Source organism: Prosthecobacter sp. (genome assembly GCF_044378005.1).
GTDB lineage: Bacteria > Verrucomicrobiota > Verrucomicrobiia > Verrucomicrobiales > Verrucomicrobiaceae > Prosthecobacter.
The window spans coordinates 1-20,030 of sequence record NZ_JBILYB010000112.1; the positions used below are offsets into that span (position 1 = coordinate 1).

Consider the following 20,030-nt stretch of genomic DNA (forward strand, 5'->3'; position numbering starts at 1 on the left):
AAGATGTCTGGGGAGGTAAAGCCAAAGTCACGCGCACCTCCTGCGGAGAGCTTCACGAGACGCCCGGCAGGCTGTCCAGGCAGCACTGAACTGCCCCAGAAGCTGACGCTGCTGCCGACATACAGGGTACCGTTCGCAAGGCGGACAATGGAGTTCACCGACTTATTGTTGTCCTGAGCACCGGTGCTGATGCTATTGGTGAAACCTGCGTCACGCGCACCTGTGGCAGTCAGCTTGGCCATGTAGCGGATGGCGGTCGTGCCGATAGTGGTGAACTCGCCCCCGATGTAAACAGAACCGTCTCCAGCAGTCGCCAGCGCACGGACGATTTTATCTGGGCCGACGGTACTGGTATTGAAAGCCGTGTCCAAAGCAAAAGCAGAGGTCAGACGAGCCACGCGCAACCTCGGCGTTTCTGTCGTGCCGACCACCACGCTGGTGAAGTCACCGCCGATAAAGATGCGACCGGAGGAATCAACGACGATGGCCTCCACCGAGGGGCGGTTACTGCTATTCACGGTCGGGAAGTTCGTGTCGAGGGTGCCGTCCGCCTTGATGCGCACGAGTCCTTTGCGGGTGGTGTTCACACCATTGATCGTGACCCGGTCAAAAGCGCCACCGACGAGATAGGAGCCATCTGACAAAGGCTGAATGGCACTGACGTAGCCGCCGTAGCCGACGCCCACAAAAGTCGGCAAATTCCCGGCAACAATCGCGCCGGGCCGTTTCTGCACCGTGAGGGTCGCCGAGGCACTCGTATCATCGCCGAGGCCATTCGAGGCTTTGAGGCTGTATTGTCAGGCGTCAGCGAAATCGACATTCGTGAGGGTCAGCGTGGTGCTGGTGGCACCCGACACGCCGGTGCCGTTGGTGAGTGGCGTGGTGCCATAATACCACTGATAGGTCAGCGGCGTGGCTCCGGCAGCCGCACCGGTGAAGGTAACAGTGCCGCCGAAGTCCACGGTCTGAGGTGCAGGGTCCTGCGTGATCTCTGGCGCACCGAGCACGTCCAAACTGGCGGCTCGGCTGGTCACCGAGGTGGCTCCCGGGCTGCTGACGACGACGGTGTAGGCGGCTTGATCGGCCTCCTGGATGTTCGTGAGCGTCAGCGTGTCCGTGGTGGCACCGGAAACATTGCCTCCGTTGCTCAGCGGGCTGCCATTTTTCTGCCACTGATAGGTAAAGCCATTGTTCCCCGAGGCTGCGGCAGAAAAGCTGACCGCAGTGCCTTGATTGGCGCTGCGACCTCCCGGCTGCGCCGTGAAGAAGAGGCTAGGCGAGCCGCTGCCCTGGAGCACGGCAAAGCGGTTTGCCGCGCTGCCGTTGTAGGTGCTGAAATTGATGCCCATGATCCAGATGCGGCCCAGATGATCAGGGACGATGGATTGGATCGAGGTAGCGCCGCTAACACTGTTGAAGCCTGTTCCCACATCAAACCCCGTATCCTGAGAGCCATCGGTGTTCAGGACCATGAATCGACTGGTCGGCGTGGTGAAGTAACCACCAAGCGCCACCTTCCCATTGGGCAGCACCGCCAACGCGTTCACCTGATCAGGCAAGGAAGGAGCCGTGAACCCACTCGCCATGCTGCCGTTGGGCAACAGTTTGAAGACCGTACTAACTCCCAACGTACCGGCCCAACGCCCGACATAGAGGTTGTCGCTAGCATCCACGGCCAGGGAGGTCTGGGTGGTGTAACCAGCCGGAAAGGTCGGAACAAAAGAAGTATCCACCGTGCCATCCGCCAGGAATCGGATGAGACTCGGCACATCGATCGAGGGGAAAGCACTGCGAGTGATGAAAGGGCCGCTCACGATGAATTTGCCGTCCGACTGGAACACGACGGAGGTGACCCCACCGTTGATGAGTGGCTTGAAGGAGGTATCCAGAGTGCCGTCGGCATTCAGGCGGACGAAGTTACGGTAGTCGGTGGAGCCGTCGTAGGTGGAGAAAGTGCCACCGAGATAAACACGACCATAGCTGTCCGCGAAAACTAGCTGAGGGACGGCACTCGGACCAGTCGCCACAAAGGTGGTGTCGAGCGTGAGATCGGCATTCAAGCGGGCAACTCGATTGCGGGCAGTATTCACGACCGTATCCGTGCGGTGCGTGGTGAAGTCTCCGGCGAGGAGGATTTTACCATCCGGCATACGGAAGATGCTTCGGACATCGCCACCATTACTGCCGCCAACAAAACCCGCAGCGCCTGGATGGCTCGCCACACCTGTCGCCGACATGACCACGAGATTGCTCGTCGCCGTGCCGGAGACGCCGTTGAACTGGTTTTTGACCGCCAGCAGCGTGCGCCCATCTGGCAGATGCAGCGCGGTGTTGGTGTAAACGGCTGCATTGCTCCCATTCGACCCTGCGCCGTTGTAGGCCGGATCGAGACTCGATGCCGTCTGCGTCACGGTGATGCTGGCAGGTGTCGTCGGCGTGGAGCCTGTGCCATCCGTGACCGTGAGTGTGTAGCTGCCGTTGTCGGAGGCGTTCGCCCCAGAGATACTCAGTGTGGCTGTGGTGGCACCGGAGTAGCGGCCGCCGTTGATGATCGTCGTGCCGTCGCGCGTCCAGACAAAGGTCGCCCCAGGCTGCGCTGTGACACTGGCTGCGAGAGTCGCCGTACTGCCCAGCGCCGGCGTCGCCGAGGACGGGCTCGTATTGATGGTAGGAGCCGCCTGGGAGAGAGCCGACATCAGGCTCAAGACGGCTGCGAGGACGGTGGCAGAGGTGTATTTCATGTCCGTGACTTCGTTGGGGTGGGGAAACCGGCGCAGATACTAGGCCAAAAGCCTCTTCTGGAAAGCCCCAGAACCTAACCCACACAGTTTTTACGCAAGTTTCTGCATCACCCCGCATCTGCCAGGAAGTTGGTAGAACCAAAGATCCGACTTTAGTCTGGTTATTTAAACTGCCACGCCGCTAAGATCTCTACGTCAATCATTCCACACTCATGAAAACTCTCAGAAACCTCCTGCTCACCCTGCCTGTGCTGGCAGCCTGGCCCGCCGCAGCCCAACTCAGACCCGTCAATGATGGGATCAGCAACACCCTGCTCATCAGCGAGCGCGAGGGCAGCTATGCCAACCAGGGTGGCAGCAGAGCCACCGCAGAATTTGGCGAGCCCAATGTCGGCGGCAGTGCGGCAAAGCACACGGTCTGGTATCGATACGTGGCTCCGACAAACGGGCGCTACATCGTCGAGATCCCGGACACTCAGGGCCTGCGCGCCGAGCTGCGCTATCCTGGCAATCCGGCCACCACGATCCCGCTGCAAACCCTCGTCGATGGCACGAGCAACACGCTTTTCCCGAACACCGAAAAGCTCTCCGTGGATCTGGATCGCGGTCAGACAGTGTATCTCGTGGTGGATGCCGCGCAGCCCTTCGGCTTCTCCTGGCGCTTCGTTCAGGTAATGAACAATGACTGGCATGATGCCGAGTCCATCGTGGGGAGCAGCGGCACCATCGTGCGTGGCAATCGCGGAGCGACGAGCAACCTCAAGCAGATCGGTCTCGGCATCATCGATCCCGCGATCTGGTTTGAATGGACGGCACCGAGCACGGGCGAGTACTACCTGGACCTCGTGGGCTCACGGCAGTGGGATGGCACGACGTTTGATGGCTTTGGCATCAAGATCTTTGATGGCAGCACAGGAGCTCCGAGTAATATCGTTGGTTCGGCTTCCGGTAGCACGCTGGACAATTCCACCCGCGTGCCCATCTCTGCCACCGCAGGTCACGTCTATTACATCGCCTGCACCAGCGGAGCCACTGCGCCGGATAGTCAGATCTGGCTCTCTTGGTATCCGCAAAACAGCGCAGGCGTGCTGGCCTGGGCGCAGAGTGAGCAGCGCGTGTCTGAGGCCGATGGCTCGGTGAACAGCCGTTTCTTCAAACTGCGTGGTGATGGCGATGGCAGCGTGCGCTTCATCGGAGAAACCGTCAGTGGCGTCACAGAGGCCACCGGCGGTGTGGACTACTCGATTCCTGGAGCTGCCGTGAATCTGCCCGTGGGCACTCGTTCAAGCGTGGGGCAGTTTCAGCTTCTGCCAAGCATCGAAGAAGAAACGCAGGAAGGCTTCGGCGTCGGCTTCACTGACATCACCGGCGGCTTCGGCATCGCGGATGGCACGAGCAACACGATCTTGATTAGCGAAGAGATCGACCAGGGTGCCTACAGCCTCACTTGGAATGAAGTGCGGGTGAAGGAAGGCCAGACCGCCTATGTCGAGCTGCGTCGTCAACGCGCTGGCAATCGGCAGGTGGCCGTGGGCTGGCGTGTCAGCTCAGGCACCTGCCAGGCAGGGATCGACATGCAGGCCATCTCCGGCACGGCCTATCTCGCGCCAGGACAACTGACCACCAGCATCGCTGTGCCCGTGTATCAGGACCGTACCTTCGAAGGGCCGGAATACTTCAACGTCACGCTCACCGACAATCCCCAACTCGGCACGATCACCGACGGCACGAGCAACACCGTCGTGATCGTTGAAGACGACGACTTCTTCGTGCCACGGCCCGGCAGTTATTGCGGATTGCTCGATACCCAAGGCTGGGGTGCGCTAGTGAAATGCACCGTCACTGGCATTGGCGGAGCCAGTGGCACGGTCGATTACATGGGTGCCACCTATCGCTTCAGCGGCAGCTTTGATGCCAGTGGGCAACTCGTCGCCAGCTTCGCCCGGAACAACCGTCCTTCCATTGGCATAAGACTGCACTTTGCCGAAGGCTGGGCTCGCTGCGCTGCCTCCTTCCGTGATCCCGAGGGCGACTGGGCGGAGGGCTACGTCCGCTATCTGCCTTACAATGGCAAAACCAGCATCGCACCCCAGGTCGGCAGCTACACGATTCTATGCGAAGGCATCGGCGGCGGCTCCGTGGCAGCCCCTGCCGTGATGACGAGCACCGTGATCGCCGATGGCACCGTGCGCTCCGTCGGTCGCACCGCCGATGATCAGACGATCACGATCTCCAGCCGCATCGCTCAATCTGATCCTGATGGGCTCGTGCGCGGCGAATGCGCCTTCATGCTGCCGCTTTATACCAAGACCGGAAACTTCTACGGCACCTGCGACTTCGGCCTCGGCCCACAGCACCCCGGCGCACCGACCACGCTCGGCTGGCTCAAACCCTGGCGTGCCAAAGATGCCCTCTACACTGCCCTGCCATTCCAAACCATTGCCTGCCAGGCCGTGCGCTACATCCTGCCGACAGTGGGCCAGCGTGTGACCGCACCCCTGACAGCCTCGCTTGGCGATGGCAGCGTCCGTTTCATCAATGGCAGTTCCACGCTCGATGGCACCAGCAACACCCTGCTCATCTCCGAGACGAACAAAGTCACCTTCCCTGCCGGGAATCCACAAGGTTGCTCGATCACCATCGACCCAAAGACCGGCTGGTTCAGCGGCAAAATCACGCCTCCTGGAGCCACGAAGCAGATCAATTTCTACGGTGCCTTTCACCAGGGCGGTTACGGCCACGGGCGCGGCTTCTTCCCTGGCAGTCGGCGCACTGGCGTCGTGGAGATCGGCGACTTTTAAGAGCGTTGTTTGACTTCACGCATGGTCTCCACGATTTCAGCACCGCTGCTTTCGGGCACCGCCAAGAATCGACTCATCATGGAACTCACCACCGAATCTCTCATCCGCGATGCCTTGGCCGAGGACATCGGCCCTGGCGATGTCACGGCGACTTACTTTGTGCCTGCGGGCATGGTTTCGCGGGCGGTGATCGTGGCGCGTGAGCCGGGAGTCATGGCGGGGATGGAGATCGCCAAGCGAGTGTTTGAGCTGGTGGATGATCGTCTGCAAACCCACGCGCTGAAGCTCGACGGGCAACCCTTTGTGAAAGGCGATGTCGTTTTGGAGATCAGTGGCCCGACACGCGGCATCCTGACGGGTGAACGCACGGCGCTGAACTTCCTCCAGCGTCTCTGTGGCATCGCCGCGCAGACGCGAAGGTATGTCGAGGCAGTGAAGCCTCATCCCGTGGAGGTCTGGGACACGCGGAAGACGACACCGGGCTGGCGCTTGATCGAGAAGGCTGCCGTGAAAGCCGGTGGTGGCACGAATCATCGCATGGGGCTCTATGATCACGTCATGGTGAAGGACAACCACATCGCCGCGAACGGATCGAACGAGCAACTCCAAGCCGCCATCGACCGCGTCCGCGCCGAGCGCCCCGGCACGCGCATCCAGCTTGAGTGCGATACTCTAGATCAGATGGCCCGCTTTCTAAAACTGCGCGGCGTGGACATGCTGCTACTGGACAACATGGGCTGCGAAAAACTCCGCGAAGCCGTGGCGATGAACGCCGGCAAGCTCTGGCTGGAAGCCAGCGGCGGCATCACGCTGGAGACGATCAATGCTGTGGCCGCCACAGGTGTGAACGCGATTTCTGTCGGCGCACTGACACATTCATCCCGCGCGCTGGACCTCGGGCTGGATTTTGTCGCAGCTTGATGTTGCCACGATGTCGTGGTCAACTCCCCTGCCCTGCATGAACCTCCGACTTCTTCTTCCCGCCCTGCTGTTTTCCTGCCTCCCGATGGCTGCCCAGGAGAAGCCCGCCGGTGCGCTGGAGCAGCTCCCCGTGGGCAAGGCCGACCCGCTGCCGGATCACTCGCTGCTGCTCGGCAAAAAGGCGGCGGATGCCTTTGCCAAACGTGACTGGGACACGGCACGCACAGCCTACCAAGAGATGCTGAAGCTGGAGGAGAATAATGCACTGGCCTGGGCAAATCTGGGAGCTGTGGAGCAGCAGTCAGGCCGCGCGAAAGAGGCGGTGGAGTGCTTTGAAAAGTCGGTGCGCGTGAATCCGAGCCTGGCTCAATCCTGGAATGCACTGGGGCTGATCCACTCCTCGAAGGGTGACACCTATCTGGCGATTTCGGCCTTCACCCGAGCGATCCACGAAGATCCGACCGACGCACGAGCGCATAATTACCTGGCGATTGCGATGCAGTCCTTCGGCTGGAATGCCGCGGCGGAAGCCGAGTTGCAGAGAGCCATCGAACTCAAGCCGGACTACGGCATCGCGCACTTCAATCTGGCGTTGCTGTATGTGGATCAGAAACCGCCGAGCATCGCGCTGGCCAAACGTGCCTATGCCAAGGCCCTGGCGCTCGGTGTGGAGAAGGACGAGGTGCTGGAGCGGAGGCTGAAAGAATGAGCTGGGATCTCCAGACTCAGTGTGATGACTGGCGTGCGCAGGGCCTGTGGCGAGAACTCCGCCTGCTGGACTCGGCGCAGGGACCGGTGATCCGCGTCGATGGGCAGGAACTGATCAACTTTTCCTCCAATGACTACCTCGGCCTGGCGGACTGCGCCGAACTGCGGGCAGCCATGAAGGAGGGCGTGGATCTTTACGGAGCTGGCGCAGGTGCCTCGCGTCTGGTCTGCGGCACGCTGCGCCCGCATCGCGAACTGGAGGAAGCACTGGCCGATTTCAAAGGCACGGAGGCGGCGCTGACCTTCTCCAGTGGTTACGCGACGGCGCTGGGCACGATCCCGGCTCTCGTAAGTGCAGCAGACACAGTCATTTTGGACAAGCTTTGCCATGCAAGTCTCGTCGATGCCGGACGGCTGAGCGGAGCGACGATCCGCGTCTTTCCGCACAATCATCTCGGCAAGCTGGAGAAGCTTTTACAAAACGCACAGGGCCGCGTGCTCGTGGTCACGGAGTCTGTATTCAGCATGGATGGCGACCGCTGCCCGCTAGCGGAGATCGTAGAACTGAAGGATCGGCATGGAGCCTGGCTGATGCTGGATGAAGCCCACGCCGTGGGGGTGCTCGGTCCGAATGGGCGTGGACTGGCCGCTGAACTCGGCCTGGAAAGCCGAGTTGAGCTTCATATGGGCACACTGAGCAAGTCACTGGGCTTGAGTGGTGGCTATCTGGCCGCCAGCAGGCAGGTCATTGGCTGGCTGATCAACCGGGCGCGCAGTCTGGTCTATTCCACCGCTACACCTCCCGCCATTGCCCACGCCGCGCTGGCGGCGCTAGCTTTGGTCCGGGGAGCGGCTGGGGATGAGCGTCGGAATCGCCTGCATGTGCGCTTGGGGCAACTCCGTCCCGGCGAGACACCCGCCAGCGCCATCGTGCCCTGGATCATCGGGGACGAGCAAACGGCGATGCAAATGAGCGCCGATCTGCGCGAGGCGGGCTTTTTGATTCCAGCTATTCGCTATCCCACCGTAGCCCGGGGCACGGCCAGATTGAGGGTGACCTTGTCTGCCGAGCACACCGAAGAGCAAGTCGGTAAGTTGTTGACAGCATTCGGCCACACAGGCCGCCGTGGTGTCTCGGGTTAAAGATAGATTTTCGCAGCGGTCAGTCTGTTTTTCAGGAGTAATTCACAGGTTATTCACAAGGCTCCGAAGAACCAGTGTGAATCAATCACCGTGGGCCTCCATGCCGCATGCAAGTCATTAGGAATCTGTGTCACAAGTCGTGGAACAGCTTCACCATGGCCGTGGAACGAAACGAAACCGTGACATAGTCAGACAAGTCACGGTGTCATATTCGAACATCACCAAGCACCAGAGCTGGAGCCTTGATCAACCATTTAAACCTTTGATCATCAAAGCATTACAGAACCCGCCAAATGTTTAATGAGCCTGAACTAAGGTGGGTAACCTGAAATGATTTCGATCACCCAAGATCTACGAGTGCCGCGCGGAATGTGAAAAACCACTCATCACAGACAAGCAGCCTTGGTTTGTTTCGAATGCATACTTTGTGCACCACTTGATGCATTCCTGACGAAGTAAATGCCCTGTCCCGGAGACAACTGACAGGCTTTCTTCACATCGGCTGTTAGACGATACCTTTCGAGGTATCACAGGTGATAGTGGTCTATCTACCAAAGGCTTTGAATCCGTCTGACAGAGAGTGACAGTCAGTCTGTAGAGCGAAAAAGCCGCCTCGAACTTTCGTCCGGGGCGGCCTCTCGTGGGACCACATCAAAAGGTGATCGGATCAGGCAAAGACGCTGGTGAGCGGTTGGCCTTTGTCGGCGATGGTGAAGGGGCGCTTGCTTGGGCTGTAGATGACTTGGTCGAGCGGAAGACCGAGCGCATAGGCGATGGAGGCGTTCATGTCCTCAATCTTGACCTTGTCGGCGACGACTTCGCGGCCTTCGGCATCGGTGGCTCCGTGGATGTGACCACCCTTGACGCCGCCGCCCCACATCGCTGCGGAGAAGGCTTTCGGGTAGTGGTCACGACCGACGTTTTGATTGATGTCAGGGGTGCGGCCGAACTCGGTGGTGAGCACGACGAGGGTATCCTTGAGGAGACCGCGATTATGGAGGTCGCTCAGGAGGGTGGAGAGCCCCTTGTCGAGGGTTTCGCAGCGCTCAGGCACGGCGACGAAGTTGGCATTGTGGGTGTCCCAACCGCCGAGGGAGACTTCGACAAAGCGCACGCCGCGCTCAACGAGGCGACGGGCGAGGAGGCAACCCTGACCGAAGGCCTCGCGGCCATAGGAGGCGCGGAGATCGGGGGCTTCATCAGTGAGGTCGAAGGCTTTGAGGTCCTCGGACTTCATCATGGCGATGGCGTCGTCATACATGTCAGCGTAGGCCTTGACGTTGCGATGCTTAAAGGTGCTGCGGAAGTCGGAGTCGAGTTCGTCGGCCAGTTTAAGGCGGGCGTTGAACTTGTCTTCGGTGAGACCGGGCTGGATTTTGACATTCTTGAGTCCTGCTTCGGGATTGTTCACGAAGAGAGGTGCCTGAGCCGCAGGGAAGAAACCAGCACCGGGATGGCGGCTGTCATTGCCGATATACACGTAGTTCGGGAGAGTGCTGTTGCCACCACCTTGGAACACATTCAGCCACGCGCCCATACCTGGATGGCGGATGGTGCCGCGCAGCTCATAGCTGGTGTGCATCATGTAGTTTCCCTGCTCATGCGCGCCTTGGGTGGAGGTGAGTGAGCGGATGACCGTACCGTGGTGCATCTGCTGTGCGGTGAGCGGGAGGTTTTCAGCAAGCTGGACGCCGTCGGCGCTGGTCTTGATGGCCTTTGTGGGGCCGCCGGTGGCGGTGCCGGGCTTTGGATCCCAAGTATCGAGGTGGGTCTGACCGCCACTCATGTAGAGGTAAATGACGTTCTTCGCAGTGGGGACCTGCTTGAGCTTCGAGGAGTGTTCAAAAGCTGCAAAGGATTTGCTGGTCATGGACTGGCCGAGGAGGCCGACACCGAGCAGCGAAGACGCTGTTTTGGCGGCAAAGTCACGGCGAGTGATCTCACCGGAGCGGAGGAGTTTGGAGGCGAGTTCTTGTTTCATGTGGGATGGGCGGTTGATGCTTGAATGCTGCTTTGACTACTTTGACGATTTGTAGCGGCTTGATGCGCGGCTCACTGGATGAAGATGAACTGCTGGGTGTTCAGAAGGGCGTAGATTAGGTCCTCCGTGGTGTTGAGCCCGGAATCCTGGGCCTTGAGCCAGGCTTCTTTTTCCTTCGTGGTAGGCTTGCGGGCGAGCACGGACATGTAGGCGGCTTCGAGCTTGTCGTCAGGATACTGAGCCTTGCTGATGGCAAGCATGAGCTGGCTGTATTTGCTGAGGATGTTTGGCATGAGATTGCCATTCATCATGAAGAGACTCTGGGGGACGCTGGCGTCGTAGTTCGCGTTCTCGATGGTCTCGCGGTCGCTCTGGCCGAAGTCACGCAGCGGATGACCGCGTGGCGCTGGGCTGTCGAGTTCGGCGGCGCGGAGGTAGTCGCGAGCTTGCTGGGAGCGGGCGCGGAAGTAGTCGCGGTGCTGCTTCTCGGGGATGCCGTAATACTCAGCTTCTTCTTTGTAGGCGATCTGGCGCTTTTCTTCGTCGGCTTTGCGCTCCTCGGGGGTGAGTTCCTTGCGGTCATAGCCGGGGACGCTGACGCGCTCAGCACGGATGCCGTTGGACATCATCATCATGCTGTCTCCGGCCATCATCGAGGGGACTTCGGTCGTGCCTGCACCATCCTTGCCCTTGGCGAGAGAGACGTTCTGGAAGGGCTTGCCGGTGACTTTTTCATAGAGCTTCTTGTGACCGGGGACAATCACTTCCGCTGTGGTGACGCGGCGACCTTCACCCTGGATGGTGTTCACTTCGGAGCGATAGGCTTGGACCTTCTTCTGCGCCTCAGCAACCTGCTTTTCCATGGCCTCACGCTCAGGGCCGGGCTTCAAAGCATCCAGTTTGTCCTGAAGCTCTTTCTGGGCATTGCGTGCTTCGAGGTAGAGTTTCTGCTTCTCATCCGTGCGCTCTTTGTTTTTGCCATAGACTTCGGCAGCTTTCTTCAGCCCCGCATAAGCTTCCTCGGCAGAGAGGGCTTCCAGACCATCGGCGTTTTTCTTGGCCTGAAGGATGCGCTGCTCCATCTGCTCGCGGGCAGAGGCGTTGATCATGTCCGGGTTCGGATTGATGAGGGTGACGAAGCTGTCCCACATCTGTTCAGCGCTCATGCGACGAAGGACTGGGCCGGTGAAGTGATAAGCAATACCTGGAGCAACCTCTTCACGGGTCGCTTGACGTTGATAGGCGCTGGTGTTGTAAAGGATGCGCTGGTAAGCCTTCATGTCGTAGTTCAACTCCTTCATGAGGCCTTCAAGATGCGTCTGCAGCTCAGGAATCATCGGGATGGTGCCGTCGAGAAGTTCATCGAGAGGCTCAATGAGGGCGAGGCCGAAAGCTTTTTTCCAAAGACGGCTGGCGATGACGCTGGTGAAACGTGGATTGTCTTTGGAAGTCATCCAGCGGGCGTAAGCCTGAAGGGGTGTCTCGCCGGGCAGGGTGACGCATTCGTGGCCCATCATGGAGCCTGCGGAGACGACGGACTTGGGCTTGGCATCGTTGTATTGATAATCGTGTGGTAGAGTGACTTTGCGGTCACGCTCGCCGACGCTGGTGTAGCGCATGGTGTCACGGATATCGTTCATGGGCTCCTGGAAGTTCCGCTGCTCCTTGCGGATCTTTGAGCGCACTTCCTCCTGCTGTTTGCGCATGTCCTTCAGAGCCACCTGGTAGGCTTTTTCTTCTTCAGCATATTTCTGTACTTTAAGGGCATACTCTTTTTCGAATTGCTGACGCTGCTCTTTGCTCATGTCACCTTTAATCCGAGGACGTTCGGGGCGCTGCGGGCGCTTGGGTTCGGCGATGGCCTTCACAGCCGCGTTTTCCTGCTCACGGAGGAGGTCACGAACTTCGCCGATGGTGCCGCCATAGTAATCCTGGGTTTCGACGCCATAGGTAAAGGCAGCCATTTTATAGAATTGCATCTGGCTCCATTTGTCGAAGGGATGGTTGTGACACTGGGCACATTCGATGCGGGTGCCGAGGAAGACGCGGACCGTATTCGCCATGTTGTCCAGCGGCATGCCGCGGTCACGCATGTAGTAGCCGATGGCACCATTCTCCCATGCCTTGCCCTGAGCGGCGACCATGTCGCGGACGAACTGGTCGTAGGGCTTGTTCGTGCGCAGGCTGTCCTTCACGAAGTTCATGTAGGCTGAGCCAGTGATCGCGCCGGTCTGATTGCCATTGGAGGTCAGGCGCAGCACGTCCGCCCAGTAATTGTACATGTGCTGCACATAGGCCTCGGAACCGAGCAGCTTGTCGATGAGCTTCGCACGCTTGTCGGCTTCCTTGGAGGTAATGAAAGCCTCGGCTTCGCGAGTCGTCGGGATGCGTCCGATGACATCCAGATAGATGCGGCGAACGAAGGTATTGTCATCCGCAGCAGGGTTGCCTTGGAGGTTGGCCTTCTTCCAGTCAGCCTGGAGGATGGAGTCGATTTTCTGAGCTGCATCCTTTGGGCTGGGAGCGGCGTGAGCCGCAAACGCAAGGGCGAGAAGGGGGAGGAGGGCAAGTGAGCGCATGGCGTGTTCGGCGTAACCAACGCCAATTTTCGCGCACTTTTTCACAATCTGGAAAAATGCCCAAAAGAACTAATCCACCTCCCAAAGCCTCCCAGCAGCAGGGCCGCTGACTTTTAGAAAGAATGCGCGCCGGGATGGAAGCATCAACGAATCGGTGACAGGGTTGGCCGAGGTGGCTGACAGGGGGAGCCATCCATTCCCACTGAGCCAATAGGTGCTGTAGGTGCTCGATTGAGGTTTGGTATCGGCGGCCCAGAGCTGGAGTTGATCCGCCGTGACGGGACCGCTCGTAGCGTTAAAGCCACCAGCAGCAGTCAGATTCAGTGTGCCCGGTGTGGCATCGATCGGACGAGGGACCGCGAGAAAGTTGTGACCCGCGCTCAACTTCATGAGGAAGGGTGTTGTGCGCACATGACCGACTTGAGTCATCGTGACCGGGCGGGCGGCGAGCTTCACCATCACGCCTGTACCGGGAGGAATGATGCGCTGATCCTGTGAATCCAGTTTGCTGCCCGAGGATTTCACCCACTGGTGCCTCGCGCTGTTTTTCATCAGCCAGCAGGTTTCCCAGGTGCTGCCATTGTGGAAAAGCACCTGGTCAGAGATGATCTGGCGGATGCTGCCACGGAAGACGGTCTTGGGAAAAGCCTGCCCGAGGGTGATGTGGGGGCGGATGAAGACACGTTCGCCAGCAATGTCAGGTGGCAGGGTTGCTCGGGTGTTGTGCCGGGCTGCGAGATCGAGCGAGACGATGTTGCCTTCGATATTGGCAATGTCATAGCGATGGCCAGCATTCGGCCCGTCGCGCACTTCGAGGTAGCAAGGTGCGCCAGCCAGGAGTGGGATCTCAGAGGTGGTGTTGAGGAGGAGTGTGTCAGCGCTTAAGACATCAGCGACGTAACCGGCATAGACAGGTGCATTGACCATGCTGATGCCCACCGTTTGAGTGCCTGGATTCAGCGCGTGTTGCTGCCAAGTTTGCGGAGAGGTGGTGGCCGAGATGCCGGATTTATGGTTCACTCGCAAACGAACAATACCGTGCTGGCGATTCTGCCCGCTGAGGCTGGTGATGCCGCTCCAGGTGCTCCGTGCCAGACCACCGCCGAGATCAACCATAGTGGGTGAAAGCGCTAGCGGCCGCCAGTTCACGAGATCAGCGCTGGTCTCCAGGGTGAAGGTGTAGCCCGTGATGTCAGAGAGATGCTGGAAATGGGCATCAATGCGCCCGTCAAACTGCGTGGAGAGCCACCAGCCACCGTCAAAAATATCCTCGCCGCCAAGAATGGATTCAATCAGGTCGCTCACATCGTCTCCATCCAGATCCGTGTCCGGGATGCTGCCGGTGGAGCCTGTGGCGACGCCAGAGGTGTTGCGCTCGACTTCCGCAGCAGCAGCCAGAATCGCCCCGCTGCTGCCGGTGATGCTGACATTATCAAAAGTCGCCGTGGAGAGGCTGCTGCTCGTGGCGGTGACAGCGAGCCCAAAGTGCAGGCTAGCGGGCAGAGATGCAAAGGTGGTGGAGCGCACTTCCGTCCAGGCGCTGCCATTGGCGGAGGTGTAGGCAGTGATTACATTCCCGGCACGCACGAGGCGCAGCCAGTTGTTCGGGGCCGGATTCAGCGGCGGACCATATTGGAAGATGGCATTCGCGTCAGCGGTGGAGCGCCAGACGATGCCGGTGCCATTGCCACCCGCAGCAGGCGTGGTGAAGACAACGGCGTGGCGTGATCCGGGCGTCAGATCTTCGCGGATCATGACACCCGCCTTGGCCCAGTCACCAGTGTTTGTCTGGCTGGTGACACGGGCGCGGATCTCGCCATCACCTGTCAGAGGCATTGAGGCGAAATGAAAGCCATCAGAGGCAAAGAAGATCTCCCCACCGCTGCCGCGCACCGTGTAGGTTCCAGACGCAAGCGATGTGCTGCCCGCCGAACCTACAGTGCCAATATCACGAGCCGTGAGTGAAATCACCGCCTGCGTCGAGTAGGTGACGCTAACCGTGTTTGAGGCTGAGTTCCCCGTGTTGCTGCCGTTCACTGCGGCATTGGCAGGCAGGCTGATGGTGACAACTCCAGGCTCAGCGGGCGTGACGAGCGCCTGATAGGCATTGCCGGAACCTGTCAGGCTGGTGATGCTGCCATTGGTCACGACGAAATCGTTCGCTGTCAGCCCGGAGACGCTTTGTGAAAACACGGTCTGCACCGTGAAGGGTCCGGTCTCGATGGCGGAGGTGGTGCTGAGGGTGGCCGCCGGCACCACATTCGCGATGCTGCCGGTGATGGACACATTGTCGAAAGTGGCCGTGCCGAGCTGCGAACTCGAAGTGGAGGTCACAGCGAGCCCGGCGTAGAGCGTGCTCGTCAGACTGGAAAGAGTGATCGTGTTGACCACTCTCCAAGTGCTGCCGTTCGCCGAGGTGTAGGCCGTGATCTGGCTGCCCACGCGAACGAGACGGAGCCAGTTGTTCGGCGCTGGGTTCAAGGGCGGGCCGTAGATGAAGGTGGATGCTCCGTTGGCCGCTGTTCGCCAGACAGCACCAGTGCCGTTTGAGGGCGTGGTGAAGACAATGGCATGGCGTGATCCAGGCGTCAGGTTTTCACGCAGCATGACACCTGCCTTGGCCCATGGCCCCGTGTTGGTCTGACTGGTGAGGCGGGCGCGGATTTCGCCATCGCCTGTGAGCTGGGTGAGTGCGTAATGGAAGCCATCCGCATTAAAGTAGATCTCTCCGCCCGAGCCCCGCACGGTGTAGGTGCTGTTGGTGGCATTAAAAGCAGTGCTTCCGGCGACGAGCACGCTGCCCACGTCCTGGCCGGTGAGCATGGCATTGGTTGGCGGCGCATAGGACACGGAGACCGTGTTGGAGATGAGATTGGAGACATTCGCGGCATTCACCGCTGCTCCTGCTGGCAGGCTGACCGTCACGGTCCCGGCTGACACAGGTTGAATGCCGACGGTGTAGCTGGAACCGGAGCCGCTCAGGCTCACGGCGTTGCCATTGGTGATGGCAAAGTCAGACGCCGTGAGGCCAGTCACCGCCTGGGTGAATTGCACGCCCACGTTGAATGCACCCGCCTCGACAGGCGAGCCTGCCGTGAGTGTCGCCGCAGGTGCCACGACACTCTGAGTGCCGATGATCTCCACATTGTCAAAGCTGGCCGTGGCGATGCGTGTGACATCGGTGGATGAGACAGCGAGACCAATGAGCAACTGTGATGGAAGCCCGGCCAGTGTGACGCTGCTGACCTGCGTCCATGCGGTGCCATTCGCCGAGATGAAGGCCGTGATCACGGTGCCGGAACGGACGAGGCGCACCCAGTTGTTCGGCACGGCATTCAGGTTGCCCACCTGCACATAGTTCGCCAGGCCATTCAGCGTGGATCGTGAGACAAAGCCGTAGCCATTGCCTGCCGCAGGCGGTGTGATGGTCATCATGGCATGGCGCGAGCCTGTGGCGGTGCTCTCGCGGATCATCACACCTGCCTTGGCCCAGGGATTTGTGTTGTCGAGACTGCGCACGCGGGCGCGGATCTCACCATCCCCGGTGAACAAGACATTGGCATAGTGGAACTGATCCTCGGCAAAGTAGATTTCTCCACCTGAGCCAGTCAGTGTGAAGACACCCGAAGCAGCATCGAACTGAGTCGAACCTGCCAGCGGCTGGCCTCCCACATCTTCACCGGAGAGCAGCGGCAGATTGTTCGGAGGACTGTAGGTAAGCGAGAGAGCGTTGGAGGCAAGATTGGTGACACCGGCAGCATCCTGAGCACGCCCAGCGGCGATGGAGAGGCTCACATTCGCGCTCGGCGTGAGGGTGAAGCTGTAGCTCGTGCCACTCCCGGAGAGATTGCTCGCGACTCCGCCGGTGAGAGTGAGATCCGTGAGGTCAAACCCGGTGACGGCGTGACTGAACGTGGCCGTGACGATCAATGCAGCACTGACGGGCTGCGTGGCGGTGGTGGCGAGTTGCACGGTCACAGGCAATGGCGCACTCGCCGGAGCATCATCGATCTGCTGGAGATAGGCGGAGAGACTGGACGCATCTGCATCACTGATCGTCACCCCATTGTGCGCACGGACCGCTGCGGTGAGTGTGGCGCTGCTACCATCGTGCAAATACGGCGCAGTAGCCCAGAGACCGCGCAGCGTGGGCACATCGAAGCCGCTGAGCGTGCCGTTCAAGCGCTTGCCACTCGTGGGCTGCTTGATGGTTCCGACATCGCTGAAAACATTGAGCGCACTGTTGGTGAAGGCGACCCCACCATGACAACTGGCGCAGTTCTGCTGACGAAAGATGCGTTCACCTGAAACCGCCGCCGCCGTAAGCGTGCCATCGGCATTGCGGAAGGGGCTGCGCGACTCGGCGGTGAGCGAGATTACGTAAGCGGCGAGGGCATCGAGATCAGCGCTGATGCCTGCTTTGGCATCCCCTAGCGGCTGACTGCGGGTGCCCGTGTTAAACTGTGTATCCGTCATCAAACCCGTCCCTTGGGAGAAGGCGCGGATCTGCCCTTCGAAGTCATGCACTTCATCGAAGTTTCCCGTCCAGTGCAGCGCGCCGTGAGCGCCATGGCCGCGCAGCGTGATCGTATTCCGCAGGCCTTCGCCCACGCCAGTGAAGTCCCAGGTACGACCATCATGACCTCCATCATTGTGGCACGCGGCACACGCGATGTACTCTTGAAGGGCGAGTCGTGGATCACGCGCATCGTAGAAGAATTGTTTTCCCCTCAGCACGGTGGCGCTGAGTTTTTCGGTGGTGATGCAGTTCAGCGTGGCGAGCGTTCCTGGGGTGGCATTGCCGCCTCGCAGATAGGCGGTCACATCATGCACGCTCACCGTGCGATCCATGAAGTTGTGGACGAAGAGCGTGCGCCCATCGGGAGACATCGCCAGGCCCTGCGGCGCACGACCGACATCGAAGCGGCCCACCATTTCGCGGTTCCAGGCATCGATCACGACGACGGCACGGCTTGATTCGAGAGCAACAAAGACGTAGCCGCCCCAGGGATCAAACAGTGCTGCACTCGGCATCCCGGCATTGTCGAAATCAACACGCCCGGCCGCATCTTCGGCCTGCGTAGTGAGATTGATCCGGCTGGCGATGGCGCGCAGACTTTGATCATGATTGAGGCCCACACTGTTGCGGAGGGTTCCGCGCTTGATGTTATCCTGCTTGGACGGCACCCAGGCAAAGAGCCCATCGGGAGAAAGTGCAGTAGCACCGAGGTAGTTCGGGATGCCCCGTGCGCTCGTGGGAGTGTCGGCGCGCTCGCTGTGTGCCAGCAGAATGGTGCGCTCCACGGCCAATGCACCACCAGTGACGACCACGACTTCGCCACCGCGATTGGTGGTGTCCACCGTGGCGGTGTTTTCACCTGGCAATGATGGCGTGATGAAGCGGCTGACATACACCCGCGTGCCATCGGCATTCACCGAGACATGCCGCGCGTGCTGGCCGACGTCGATGCTGTTGAGCTGAACTCCTGTAGATGGATTGAATCTTGCAAGCCGTCCGGTTCCTTCGAGGGCCACATACGCCGCCGTGCCCGCAGGATCAAAGGCGATGCCGAAAGGACGAGATCCACGCGGAAGGGTGAGTGTGGTGGCCACGGCATAGGTGCTGCCATTGAGAATGCTGATGGTGGAGGTCTCCACATTCGTCACCCACGCGCGGCCATCGGGCGCGATGGCGATGCTGCGCGGCGCTGTACCGACGGGGGTTTCGGCCAGTCTGGCTCGTGTGACGGCATCGAAGACGGTGACGCTGTCCGTGTCTGGATTCACCACCCAGACGCGATCATTGGCCGCAGCACGATCTTCGAGCACAATGCTGGAGGAAACGGCGGGCTTCTGCGTGGTGAGCGGAGCGTGGATGACCTGATAAAAGGAAGCTGTGCGAACTGCGCCGGTGTTATCCGTGGCCTGGAGCGTGATGAGATAGCGCCCAGGAGTGGCGTAAGTGTGTGAGGCTGTGGCACTGGAGCTGTAAGCCGTCGTGGCACCACCATCACCGAAGTTCCAACGATAGAGCGGACTCTGCCCGCCACTGCTGCTCGCGGTAAAGGTGACGACGCTGCCAGGGGGCGCGGCGTCAGACTGCGGTGTGTTCAGCACGAGTTCGGTATTGACTGACCAGGAGAAGTTCACACTCACGACAGGCGCTTTGCCATCACTCACGCTCACGGTGACGCTGAAGACACCTGGTGTAGTCGGCGTCCCGCTGATGGCTCCGGTGAGAGCATTGATGGTCAGGCCGGTGGGCAGCCCGCTGGCATTGAAGACGAGCGGATCATTGTCGGCATCCGCAGCGATGAGCTGGATCGAAGTCGCCACACCGACCACGCTGCCGAGAGCTCCAGGATTGGTGAGTGTGGGCGCACGATTGACCGGCCAGGGGGAGAGATACTCTCCATCGACCACCGTGGTGACGCTGCTGCCAGGGATCTGCCAGCCGACGGCGAGGTTGTCAGGTCCACCGGCGTCCTTGTGCAGCACCTCGATGTAGTAGCGCTGCCCAGCCACGAGATTGATCAGAGCCGAGGTCTGGCTGGGGAACTTTGTCCAATCACGCGATGCGGCCCACTGTCCCACAGGAACAGAGGCTATGAGTGATGCACCGGCAGGGCTGTCATTTGTGCTCAGCCTGAGCTGGCTTTCATCATCTCCGGCGATCCAGAAGCGATACTGACCTGTCACCGGCGCATGAATCCAGCCGCGCAAACGCTGGCCGTAGGCATCAGCAAAGTCGGTCGGTGTTTCGATGCTGGTGATCTCGCTGATGCTGTCCGGTGAGTCGGGGTACGCGGGACTGCCGGTGAGTTCTCCCACAGTAAATCCGGTGATGTTTGTCCAGACCTCGCGCAGCAGAGTGCCGGTGCCCAGGGTGGCAGGCGTCACGGTCCAGACGAAGCTCTGCGTGGCACTCAGCCCGGTGCTGCTGCTCACGGTGATGGTGACGGAATAGTTGCCAGGAGCGGCTGAGATGGTGCCGCTGATGAGCCCCGTGCTGGTCTGGATGCCCAGGCCCGCAGGCAGTCCCGTGGCAGTGTAGCTCATCGTGCCTGTGCCAGTCGCCGTGATCTGGAGGCTACCGGGGAATGTTGTCTTGGTGATCTGCTGACCTGGGTTGGCAAACACGGGCGGCTGAGGCGGA

At 60.1% G+C, this 20,030-nt stretch carries 9 protein-coding genes; 4 read left to right on the plus strand and 5 right to left on the minus strand.

Going from position 1 to position 20,030, the window contains the following annotated elements; translation table 11 throughout:
- Both AC6FTP_RS18765 and AC6FTP_RS18770 read right to left on the minus strand, forming a co-directional pair.
- The coding region (locus tag AC6FTP_RS18765) for a delta-60 repeat domain-containing protein (RefSeq protein ID WP_497208444.1) at positions 1-698 on the minus strand (698 nt) is incomplete at its 3' end.
- Between the two features lie 99 nt (positions 699-797).
- Positions 798-2,741 carry an immunoglobulin domain-containing protein gene (locus tag AC6FTP_RS18770; protein ID WP_497208445.1) on the minus strand — a complete coding sequence of 648 codons (1,944 nt, stop codon included), beginning with the start codon at positions 2,739-2,741 and terminating at the stop codon, positions 798-800.
- 212 nt (positions 2,742-2,953) lie between these two features.
- Here AC6FTP_RS18770 and AC6FTP_RS18775 point away from each other — a divergent pair, with 212 nt between their 5' ends.
- From AC6FTP_RS18775 to bioF, 4 genes are read left to right on the plus strand one after another with little or no spacing between them, the layout of a single operon-like run.
- Positions 2,954-5,542, plus strand: a complete 2,589-nt coding sequence (locus tag AC6FTP_RS18775) for a Calx-beta domain-containing protein (RefSeq protein WP_497208446.1) — start codon at positions 2,954-2,956, stop codon at positions 5,540-5,542.
- Between the two features lie 21 nt (positions 5,543-5,563).
- Entirely contained in the window at positions 5,564-6,463 is a 900-nt protein-coding gene (gene nadC, locus AC6FTP_RS18780) for a carboxylating nicotinate-nucleotide diphosphorylase (RefSeq protein ID WP_497208447.1), read from the plus strand.
- Between the two features lie 37 nt (positions 6,464-6,500).
- On the plus strand, positions 6,501-7,172 hold the full coding sequence (locus tag AC6FTP_RS18785) for a tetratricopeptide repeat protein (RefSeq protein WP_497208448.1): 672 nt from the start codon (positions 6,501-6,503) through the stop codon (positions 7,170-7,172).
- The gene (gene bioF, locus AC6FTP_RS18790) at positions 7,169-8,314 is read left to right on the plus strand and encodes an 8-amino-7-oxononanoate synthase (protein WP_497208449.1); all 1,146 of its coding nucleotides are present in this window, start codon (positions 7,169-7,171) and stop codon (positions 8,312-8,314) included. Before AC6FTP_RS18785 ends, bioF begins: the two co-directional genes overlap by 4 nt.
- A 667-nt stretch (positions 8,315-8,981) precedes the next feature.
- Here bioF and AC6FTP_RS18795 read toward each other — a convergent pair.
- The 3 genes from AC6FTP_RS18795 to AC6FTP_RS18805 all read right to left on the minus strand — a co-directional run bounded on the left by AC6FTP_RS18795 (position 8,982) and on the right by AC6FTP_RS18805 (position 20,014).
- On the minus strand, positions 8,982-10,295 hold the full coding sequence (locus tag AC6FTP_RS18795; RefSeq protein WP_497208450.1) for a DUF1501 domain-containing protein: 1,314 nt from the start codon (positions 10,293-10,295) through the stop codon (positions 8,982-8,984).
- A 71-nt stretch (positions 10,296-10,366) separates the two neighbouring features.
- Complete coding sequence (locus tag AC6FTP_RS18800; RefSeq protein WP_497208451.1) at positions 10,367-12,874, minus strand: DUF1549 domain-containing protein; 2,508 nt, start codon at positions 12,872-12,874, stop codon at positions 10,367-10,369.
- Between the two features lie 69 nt (positions 12,875-12,943).
- Positions 12,944-20,014, minus strand: coding sequence for a putative Ig domain-containing protein (locus AC6FTP_RS18805; RefSeq protein WP_497208452.1), 7,071 nt, complete (start codon positions 20,012-20,014; stop codon positions 12,944-12,946).
- Positions 20,015-20,030: the final 16 nt, after the last annotated feature.